Source organism: Butyrivibrio sp. (assembly GCF_015056685.1).
Classification (GTDB): Bacteria; Bacillota; Clostridia; order Lachnospirales; family Lachnospiraceae; genus Butyrivibrio.
In genome coordinates this window covers 1-9,710 of record NZ_SVFW01000081.1, presented here as the reverse complement: position 1 = coordinate 9,710, position 9,710 = coordinate 1, and the positions used below count along the sequence as shown (strand labels likewise).

General features: G+C 34.3%; 12 protein-coding genes. 3 read left to right on the top strand and 9 right to left on the bottom strand.

Translation table 11 applies throughout. The features are described 5' to 3' along the window. Nucleotides 1-465 precede the first annotated feature (465 nt). Nucleotides 466-1,926, bottom strand: coding sequence for a hypothetical protein (locus E7303_RS17590; RefSeq protein ID WP_292146766.1), 1,461 nt, complete (start codon nt 1,924-1,926; stop codon nt 466-468). 271 nt (nt 1,927-2,197) lie between these two features. Here E7303_RS17590 and E7303_RS17585 point away from each other — a divergent pair, with 271 nt between their 5' ends. Together E7303_RS17585 and E7303_RS17580 are read left to right on the top strand one after the other, a co-directional pair. Then, nucleotides 2,198-2,446, top strand: coding sequence for a hypothetical protein (locus E7303_RS17585; protein WP_292146765.1), 249 nt, complete (start codon nt 2,198-2,200; stop codon nt 2,444-2,446). Between the two features lie 155 nt (nt 2,447-2,601). Then, complete coding sequence (locus tag E7303_RS17580) at nt 2,602-2,742, top strand: hypothetical protein (protein ID WP_292146763.1); 141 nt, start codon at nt 2,602-2,604, stop codon at nt 2,740-2,742. Between the two features lie 363 nt (nt 2,743-3,105). Here the strand turns inward: E7303_RS17580 and E7303_RS17575 are convergent, their stop codons facing one another. The 8 genes from E7303_RS17575 to E7303_RS17540 form a co-directional block, all read right to left on the bottom strand. Beyond that, nucleotides 3,106-3,234 (bottom strand): toxin-antitoxin system HicB family antitoxin, encoded by a 129-nt coding sequence (locus E7303_RS17575; RefSeq protein WP_292146762.1) that lies wholly within the window; start codon nt 3,232-3,234, stop codon nt 3,106-3,108. Between the two features lie 61 nt (nt 3,235-3,295). Beyond that, the gene (locus tag E7303_RS17570; protein WP_292146761.1) at nt 3,296-3,763 is read right to left on the bottom strand and encodes a hypothetical protein; all 468 of its coding nucleotides are present in this window, start codon (nt 3,761-3,763) and stop codon (nt 3,296-3,298) included. Further along, nucleotides 3,760-4,521: a hypothetical protein gene (locus E7303_RS17565; RefSeq protein WP_292146760.1), complete on the bottom strand. Its 762-nt coding sequence runs from the start codon at nt 4,519-4,521 to the stop codon at nt 3,760-3,762. The genes E7303_RS17570 and E7303_RS17565 overlap by 4 nt, the downstream gene beginning before the upstream one ends. After that, on the bottom strand, nt 4,521-4,976 hold the full coding sequence (locus E7303_RS17560) for a hypothetical protein (RefSeq protein ID WP_292146759.1): 456 nt from the start codon (nt 4,974-4,976) through the stop codon (nt 4,521-4,523). The genes E7303_RS17565 and E7303_RS17560 overlap by 1 nt, the downstream gene beginning before the upstream one ends. Nucleotides 4,977-5,465: 489 nt before the next feature. After that, nucleotides 5,466-5,924, bottom strand: coding sequence for a hypothetical protein (locus E7303_RS17555; protein WP_292146758.1), 459 nt, complete (start codon nt 5,922-5,924; stop codon nt 5,466-5,468). A gap of 170 nt (nt 5,925-6,094) precedes the next feature. Further along, nucleotides 6,095-7,183: a beta family protein gene (locus E7303_RS17550; RefSeq protein ID WP_292146756.1), complete on the bottom strand. Its 1,089-nt coding sequence runs from the start codon at nt 7,181-7,183 to the stop codon at nt 6,095-6,097. After that, nucleotides 7,180-8,259: a helix-turn-helix domain-containing protein gene (locus tag E7303_RS17545; protein WP_292146755.1), complete on the bottom strand. Its 1,080-nt coding sequence runs from the start codon at nt 8,257-8,259 to the stop codon at nt 7,180-7,182. The genes E7303_RS17550 and E7303_RS17545 overlap by 4 nt, the downstream gene beginning before the upstream one ends. Before the next feature lie 12 nt (nt 8,260-8,271). Beyond that, the gene (locus E7303_RS17540) at nt 8,272-8,583 is read right to left on the bottom strand and encodes a plasmid maintenance system killer protein (RefSeq protein ID WP_292146753.1); all 312 of its coding nucleotides are present in this window, start codon (nt 8,581-8,583) and stop codon (nt 8,272-8,274) included. 141 nt (nt 8,584-8,724) lie between these two features. Between E7303_RS17540 and E7303_RS17535 the strand changes: the two genes are divergently transcribed. After that, entirely contained in the window at nt 8,725-9,510 is a 786-nt protein-coding gene (locus tag E7303_RS17535; protein ID WP_292146752.1) for a sce7726 family protein, read from the top strand. Nucleotides 9,511-9,710: the final 200 nt, after the last annotated feature.

Genomic DNA, 9,710 nt, shown 5'->3' with positions numbered 1-9,710 from the left:
ATGCTCATAGTAAGCGCCTACAAAGATCTCATGGAGTCATCTACATCAATTGCAAAGAGATTCAATGTCTCAGATACGTTCGCCCATGAGGTATTTGACCGGTATGTGAAGCTTGCAATATCTCCCACATATATATATTACCACTAAATTTTCGCCGGGCAAAGTGGGAGATATCATGCTGCGAATTCACCACAGAAGTATGGAAACCCACCACGAAGTTTTCATATTTTTGTGATGGATGAGCAACATGATCAGCACCGCATTTGAAAAAAATACCGCTCACAGGATTTTCTAATGCGGTGCACTTTTTCGCCAGGTACTGGTGAAAAATTAAATGGCCCATGCTCAAGTTTTTCAAAATGATCTTAGGTAGTGTTAGTACCCATTCTAATAAATTGTCTGTGAGAATTTTCTCTCTCCCAATGTCTTAATCCTGTATCATATTTATCTTTTTGCCTACTATACTTATGTCCCATAATCCTTAAAATGCTTGTTTATTTGATCACAAAAAGCATTATCATTATATGCACAAGCAAGTTCGTATATTTCTTTTTTTGTATAATAAGTTAACGAATACTTCTTTGCGGAATTCTTATGGTTCGCCAGTAGCTTTTCTGCCTCCTTATCAAAGCCACCTAATGACCAAATTGAGAATTCCAGTTTTCTATTTGGATAAATGTCACAAAGGAAGCGCCTAAATGCAGGTATACGAGTGGAAAGCCATTTTTCTATATATTCTTTATCAACCATACTTCTGTATGCTTTGCATTCAATAACTTGTATTTTTCCATCTCTATCAACCAGAACATCCATTTCATACTTTCCGCCCCTCCCATTAGGGATCTGCTTGTTCAATTCAATATACTTTGAGCCAATCCTATTATAGAAAAGCCCAACCATACATTCAAACAAATCTCCCATTGCATTGTAAAATCTGCCCTCACTTTTTGCTATTTCTTCTATTAATTTTTCTATTTTTTCCGGCTCTTTGAGCAATACAGCGGTAGCATTACAGAGAACGTTATACATATTCATGAGAGTATTTGTGTACTTTCTATCAAATAGATTTGATAGAACTCCAATAAACACCTTGTTCTCTTTCAAATACTTAAAAGCTTCATTTGATACCCCATTTGTAATAAGGACTGGCATGAAACAAGGCAGTTTCTTGAAATTTCTGATCGTGTTGATCTTCTCTACAAAAAAAGAAACATCTTCTATAGAAGCATTGGCTTTTATTACAACATCAACCAAAACAAATCCTGGCCTCTTCCTAACATAGTCATAAAGCGGCGTTATATATGATGGCACTGTCGAAAACCACTTAAAATGAGCAAATATGGCTTCATCCGGAAAGACTTTTACAGAGTTATATGCCATAATATTGAGATTTCCTGCCCAAGTTATAAAATCTCCAACAACAATCCTGCTTATCTGTTCCTTACTCTTTGAATACGTTAGATTAACTTCTCCCCCACAATACATCTGAGAAATAGCATAATAATCCTCACAAGCCTCTACCAAAACTTCTTGTTCAATCAGGTCAGAAATAATCCTGTCAAAATTCCGATGCCCTTTAGTATTACTGATTGGTGACTTTGAAAAGACTGGTAGCAGAGATTTATTCATAATAAAATCTGAGTTTTCCAAAGCACGAATTATCATCGAAACTGATGCCGAGTCCTGTTTTAACGCTTCATATAGTCTTTCTCTGTATAGCTGTGAATTGTATTGTTCCTCTAAGTAACAAAATACTTGATTATTGCAGAACGGAAAAACCTTCAATTTCTGAACCGGTGATCTCGCTCTAGATACAGTTTTTCTCGCAGCCTCGTTACTGACAGAGAAGTTTTTACATATCGCTTTTTCTAGCAGGCCCGAAAGCATAGGCCCTTGTTTTCTTAATATATCTATTACTCTACTCATCTTTTCCTCCATGTCACACCACACTATTTATAATAAATAATATATTACACTGGTATATATTCTCAAGCATCCACTTATTTTGCTAGTCATACACACTGCATTGTCACACTATAGTATATTTTAAGCTATTTATGTCGGAATAGCAAAGAAGGTCTCAACTTCTGTTCCACAGATAAGGCGAGGCTTCACGAACCGCTTCAGTAATGGTGCACGTTATCTTGAAGCAGCCGGTCGTAAGTTTGACCAGCCTACATTCCATGCCAGAAGGATAATGGAATTGCTGGATCTCTATGATGATGATACTCTGGACAGATTTATCGGTATAACTGTTGATGAAGGAAAGATGGATATCAAGTCATTTAAGAAGATGCTCCGTGAGTACAACTCAGGAGAACGAAAAATCCCAAAGGATAACAATGCCAAATCCACAACCCTGATAATCGATTCAGCGCCTTCTTCTGAACTTACAAGAAACTGCAGCTACTATGAGAACTATGCGAAGGAGGTCCTGAATGCTTAATGACACAGAACACAAAAGCGCATACATAGAAGCAAAGATGAAGCAGTTCAAGCTCGTAGATATGCGCACCCAATACAGAGACATCATGCTCTCCAGTTAGACCACAGCATGTATACGAGAAAAAGACAGAACAGAATGCTCCTAAGGCTGAAGCTATGGAGAAACTCGTGAAAGAGCTTATCGGAGACAGGCTACTGGAACTTAGCAGATATGTCGTCATGGATACGCTAAACAAAACAATGATCATAGACAAAACAGCACTTACCGATGCTGGATACACACTGGTAACTCATTAAAAGGTGGGTCAATTCACAGTATAAAAATCGAGATTTATAAACAAAACTGACCCACCCCTAAAATCGCATTGGCGGATCCAAGGGTGGGTCAGATTTAAGTATAAAAGTGGGTCAATTTTACTTGACAATCAACACCTCCTTTAAAAAACTAGTTAGTTTTTTCAGTTTTTTAAAGTAAACCATAGTAGCGGATTAAATCATAGGCGCGTCATTTGACGCTTACAATATATCAAAAAGAGACGCCGCTTAACAGCAAATATCGATTACCCCTTAAGAATAATAAAAAAGCAGGAAGAAGCTTATGATCATTGTTATCAAACTTCTTCCCACCATTCTTATTAGCGGTTTTCTATACCATCTACATTATGTCTTTACCATCTTAAGCTTTTCCTCAACAGCTTCTTCTATAAAGCTATTCAAGCTTTGTTCACGAACCATTGCATAAATTGCAGTCCTCCTATGAATCTCGCTGTTCTTAAACCGAACGTTCATGCTCCCCTTACAGACTATATTCACGAGATTCTTCCAACCACTTACATTTCTCTTGCCTTTACTATAAATAGAACTCTTTCATACTTTCTATAGCTATTTCATTATTAAAAAGAATCTTATGTGGCTTACAATTATACAATCCATCATCGTGTCGGATAATAATGCCAATCTTATCGCTAATACCATCTGAAATTACGTCAAATAAACAATCAATGGCATTCCATCCGCACTCAGTAAAGTCCACTGCCTTTACATCTCTATATTTGCTTGGATGTTTCGTAAGGTAAATATAATCAAGTACGCTTTTACACCCAGTGGATAAATTTCTGTATGAAGTAATACCATAGGGAGTTTCAATTGTTCCTAAAGCTTGATCGACAAAATGTGCTCCGTCTATTCTTTCAATAACTTGCACGCCAATTTCATCTATCTCATTCGGAGGAACAGAAATATCAAAAAAGCGTTCAACATCGATTAAAACATTTGCCGGTTCAAAAAAGCCGTCAGCCTTATTGTATATTTTTATCATACTCTTCCTTCTATCCCTATCACCCTACTAATCATTGATTCTTTTAATATAGAGTTATCAAAAATATCATTAAGTTTCGTTACGGTATCCATATTCTTATTTGTAAAACAGCATTTTTCTTTGCAATCTTTCTCGTGAACACGTGAATTCATAGTAGCTTGGATATCAAAGCAGCTATTTAACCAGCATTTTCCTTTACTAATCGTAGATTTCTTTATATGAAAATGGCCATATCCAATGCTACGCGTAGCTATAGATAATAATTCTGATTCAAAATGCTCCCGGTTATTAGCTATAATTCCATTTTCATCTAAAAATGCATCAACTATTTCATCTGTGGATTCCCAATACCCATATCCTTTTTTGATGGCGTTATTTACATATTCAACTGTGTTTTTAATATCCGGTTTGCAATTTGAAGTCATATTCAGCAATTCTTTGTATGACAAAAAGATACTTTCGAAACAATAAAAATCAGAATAATAAAAGCATACGCCTTTATCTCTACAACTTGCCGCACAATATTCTATCAAATTGCCAGGGTTAAAGCTTGATGTATCATCTATGTTATCAAATATCAGCAAAATTGAGTCTTTCGAATCATGGCAGTTATCAAGAGTATCAATAAATGTTTTGCGTAATGACTGGTTTCCCGCAGCCACTTTAATTATATACTCGTTATCTTTTAAGTAAGATTCAAACACTATTTTCCAAAACTCATAGCCTGATTTAGAATCTTCTGTAATAATATATAGCATCAATTCCACCCTTGCTCATTGTATCTATAGTTCAATACAATAGAGCCTTTTCTTTGTTCCATGTCAGCAAAATAGTTAGGAGATAGATTAATCCCCTTGGGTTGCCTTAGAAACAGAAGATATCTGTTTTTTCTATCTCGATTGATAAAATCTCTTATCTCATCATCAATCTGAATTTCTCCACGATCTATAACTATCAATTTTTTACTTTGCTTACTAAGTTTCTCCTTATTGTCTGCGTTTAAAATAAATATATTGGATGCATCGAAGTCTTTTGCAGCTGTTCCATGATAATCCAGTATTTCTTTTAGAGTGTTACACAACATCGTTTTTCCAGTTGCACTCTTGCCACCTACAATTGTCTTTCTTCCTTTAAATTTCAATGCATACTTGTGCATCATACCAGGAATCTTAAATTCTAATTCATTTTTATCCCAATCATAGCAACTTTTCATATAATAACCGTCCTAACCTAAATATCTCCTAACAGAAGTCAATTCTTCCATTTACTAATCAATATTCTTCCGTAATTCTCTCATCTAAATTCATATTATGAAACAAAGATTCCTATGTTTTATGAATAAGTCCGATTTAGAATATTCCCTATTATCCTGTTCATTTTAGGAACGACATACTATTAGTGTAATCATAAAAAACATTGCTTCCTATAACTATTTTTTCTCCCCAAGAAAATAGTTATAGGGAAAATCTTGTCTAATTCAAACACTGAAAAACCTAAAGCTTTCTATTGATTCAAACATACTCAGTTCATCCTCCAAAACATGCTAATGATACACTTTTGTTATACGCATATTCTCATTCCTTTGGATTTGGGATATTCTTGCCTAATCAATCTACACACATCGGACTGTAGTATGTATTTTGTAGTCACTCCATAAAGTGGTAACTCTAATCTATTATTAACAGAGTGATTCTCAATTATTTCAAGTATCCTTTTGCTTGGCTTCTGTATCACTATTATGCAATGTTATATGATCATCAAATGCTCCCATTAGTTGCTTCGCATCAAATTCCATGCAGTATCCCATAAAACCAGAGTACTCCGACCACATAACCAAACTATCGCAATCCAAGCTACACGAAAGAACATAGCACCTGTCTGGGGGCAATAAATCTTCCCCTTGTAAAACCTCATATTTAATAGAAAATGCCTTATATATTCTATTTCTAACACTCTGGTTTTTTATTTTCTTCCCTACCAGTTCTATAAAAATATCACTGGCAACATGAAACTCTTTAGTATCATTAAGGAACCCGCTGTCAGTTATCCAAAACTCACCGTCAACAATTCCTTTTAATCCATCAACAGAAGTATAATGATACAACGAACCTCTAGATATAATTGGAATATTAGAATCTTCTTGTTTAACAAATGTCTGCATATTCCCCCTAAAAAACACATGGCACCAATCATATAATTAAGTACTAATACGGGTATCGGCATAAGCAAATTATTCTATCATGTCAGTACATTTTAGCATAATTTAAGGCAGCGTTATTATACCATAAGCCCCAATTAGTACACTCAGAAATTATTCATATACAATAAAAATCAACGCAAATGCAATCTCTTAGACATCTGGTCAATGTACCTAACAACAGTTATAGTATTCCAATTGGCCTGATTTCCTATATCAATTCGATTTATTTCCTTATAAGCGTAGCAGTCTCCATCCGGATCAAATTCACTCGCATGAAGTAAAGCTATCTTCTTCACTTCCATAGCATCGCCGATTATTTGACTTCTTATCGACCAAAACTTGTTTTCCTTGGCTTCATATATCAAAGCTAACGTATAGCTTTGAACCGGAATATCTTCAGGTAAATTGTCTTTCAGCCCCGCATAGTCACCGAATCCATCAAAACCACAATCCGCATACTTTATAGCAACTATATTATTAATAAGCGGTTCCCAGCCATCTATTTGATATTCTCTTTTCACATCTTTTTTATGTCTCGGTGAATTGATTAATATACATGTAGCATTTATTGAATAATCCGCTATATCCTGTAAAAGGAATTCTTGAGCCACATAAGGTTTTTCTCCGATATCTACGAACAGAAAATCCGCTTCGTTTAATTCTTGTTCTAAAAAATCCATGTAGTCATCAAGTAAATCAATCTGAACCCTAACTCCAAGTGCATTTCCCTTTTTTCGTATATTATCAACCAGTTCTTTTAAATCGTAATTAGAGATTGCAAAAGACTTTTTTATAGAAATCACAGGAATAAACTTCTCAAATCTACACACATCAATAATTTTTTCTACGTACTTTGCATAATCATTTGATAATTCCCTTGCCAACTCTACTTTTTTCAAGTTTATCTTGCTATCAGGATAATCATCTTCTGAATATCTAAAATACTCGATAAAGCATCTGTTACCCACCACAGCTTCATTTATTTTTTCAAGAGTACAAATATCCTCCGGCAAAGGTTGAGCCTTTTTAGGAGTTTTCTTTTTATTCCCTGGCTTTAGTTCATAAACCTTTTCCCCTTTTGAATCTACCTCATGTCTCGGTTTGTACTGATCATTGATTATTTCAAAATACGGAATAATTTCTTCACAAAGAAAATCCGCGCAAATCTTTAGTGCACGAATTTCAGCCGTTCTGTTTTTTATAATTGGTACATAAATCACGTAATCACCTCCTTCATATCAATTTTATTTTTGAACATGTTAAACTGGTTTTGCTCAATAACCCCATCATGTTGCAATCTGCCAACAACTATTCCAGGAAGTGTATTTTGTTCCTTGGCAAAAACCACTATATCTTCTTTGCTTATTTTCCCACCAAATTCATTTACAAAATCACAATAACATTTTGAATCAACCAATAAATCTCTTGCAAAAGAATTGGCCTCTACCTCCTCTAAACTTGAATCTCCTTCTATAGATAATTCAAAATATTTAGAATCATAATGTTTTAAAAGATGCCCTATTTCATGGAAAAAGGCAAACCAAATATGATCCATCGTGTTAAATCGTCCACTTAAAAAAATAGCCGGCTTGCCTAAATATGTTTTCAGTGCTCCTCTTACCTTACAATTAGTTATTGTTGGATAAATAACCAAATAAATGCCCAATCTATTGCATAGTCTTCTGCAATTTGTAGTTATTCCCTCAATACTATCAATCAAAACAAAATTTCTAAATAGCCGTAGCTTCCCTTCCAACTTATTCTTATCAAACTCTTGATTTTCAATATCCTTATTCTGAATATCAATCTGTTCTTCACATAATCGAAGCCATATAGCAATAGCTTCTTTTTCTCCACCATCCTCCATGAATGCCGTTTCAAATTTATCATATACTGCATCAAAGCAATTAAAATCACTAATGCCAAGAATTTTTAGCATCTCTAAAGCCTGTTTCTCCAAGCTCCAATCTAAGCCTTTAAAAACATCGCAAAAATGAAATCTTTTAGATATAGAAACCAAATCTTCTTTTGAAAGATCGTTCTCCTGTTTATTCCTTGCTAAATATTCTCTATATTTCTGTTCATATTTCAACCAATAGTCAGCCTTAACATCCGGCATTACACATTCTAATTTAAGTGCCATGTCTTCAGTAAGCCTACTTTTTCCATTAAGCATATTAGAAATATGTTTTTCGCTTATACCCGTTCTTATAGCCAAATCTTTTTGAGTTATATCTCTTGAGGCCATATATTCTTTTATTATTCTTCCTGTATTAACAATAAACTCTTTATCCATTTCATTACCCCATTAATGATAGTCTTCGATTCTCAACAACTTCACTTCAGCAATTGTCGAAAGGTCATTCACGTCATATTTTCCATATGGACATATCACAATTCTATAATTTCTAGAAACATCAAGTCCCCATTCATTTTCACCGCCTGACAATTTATGCCTTCTTGGTGGTGGTACATTTGGGATATCCTCTAACGTGTCCGCTGCTCTTATTTCTGACAATCTATTTATAATTCCATCAGACAATCTCCCATACGTCTTCTTTATTAATCTTTCGCTGGTTAAAATTTTATCCTGTTTTTTATCTGAATAATGTAAAGTCATTTATTTTGCTTCTCCTAGATATATCCTTGTAACTACAAAGTATCACAATTAACCTCAGAGGTCAATTGTGATTTCTATCTAAAATATGGTACAATAAAAAAAGTCGTAATAATTACTATAACGAGGAGAGACGAGATGTATATGAATAGTCTTTCTTTCTCTGAGATTCAGCAATTAAGTAAAAGCTATAGCCCGTTAAAAAGCGAAAGTGATCTTCTAGATCTTTTATATAGCATCAATTCAAATGCATATTATGATCTCAACAAGAGTTCAGCCAGGACCTTTATTACTTCTATTTTATTTAAGTATTATCCGAATGAAGCATCTGTTAAATCAGCATTTATAAACAAAAGACTGGTAAAATCATCAGCAATTTCACTGTTCGAATTTCCAGTAGGTAATAGTAGAATTGATTTGTGCAAAATTAATGGAACAAGCCATGCTTATGAAATTAAAACAGATCTGGATAACCTAAATAGGCTAGACAAGCAGCTTAACGATTATAAAAAAGTGTTTGAATACATTCACATCATCTGCTCAGAGAAAAAGCTAAGTGAAATAATTGAAAAGACAGATTCTACAATTGGGATTACTTATTATTCACACAAAAATGGGGACTATCACTTCTATAATTACAGAAATCCTCAGAAAAGTGTTGCTCTTTCTTCAAAAATACAGTTACAGGCATTATCGTCTGCTGAAATGTCACAAATCAAGCTAGATAATAATCTAAGCAAAGATTCATCAATCGATGATGTTATAGAAGCTTTAAGCAATTCGCAAATCAACAAAGAATTCAAAAAAGCTTTAAAAACAAGATATCAGGACCAATGGTTTTTCCTAAATAAGTACATGAACGATATTCCTAATATAGACTACCAATTTTTCTTCAAAAACTGTATAGCTCCATGCAAGGTATATCAATAGTTCAACACACAGTATTATTCCTGATTAGCAGCGATAAATAATAGGGTAATCGATTTTATGAGGGGCTACCTTCGCGAGGTGTCTTTCATGAGGGTTGCTCGTGAGGGGCAAACTTGAGGGGCTAGTTTGAGGGTTATTCGTGAGGGGTTAGCCTTTAACAATTAAAAAACAGGATTGATCAACGTAGTCTGTTGGTTAAT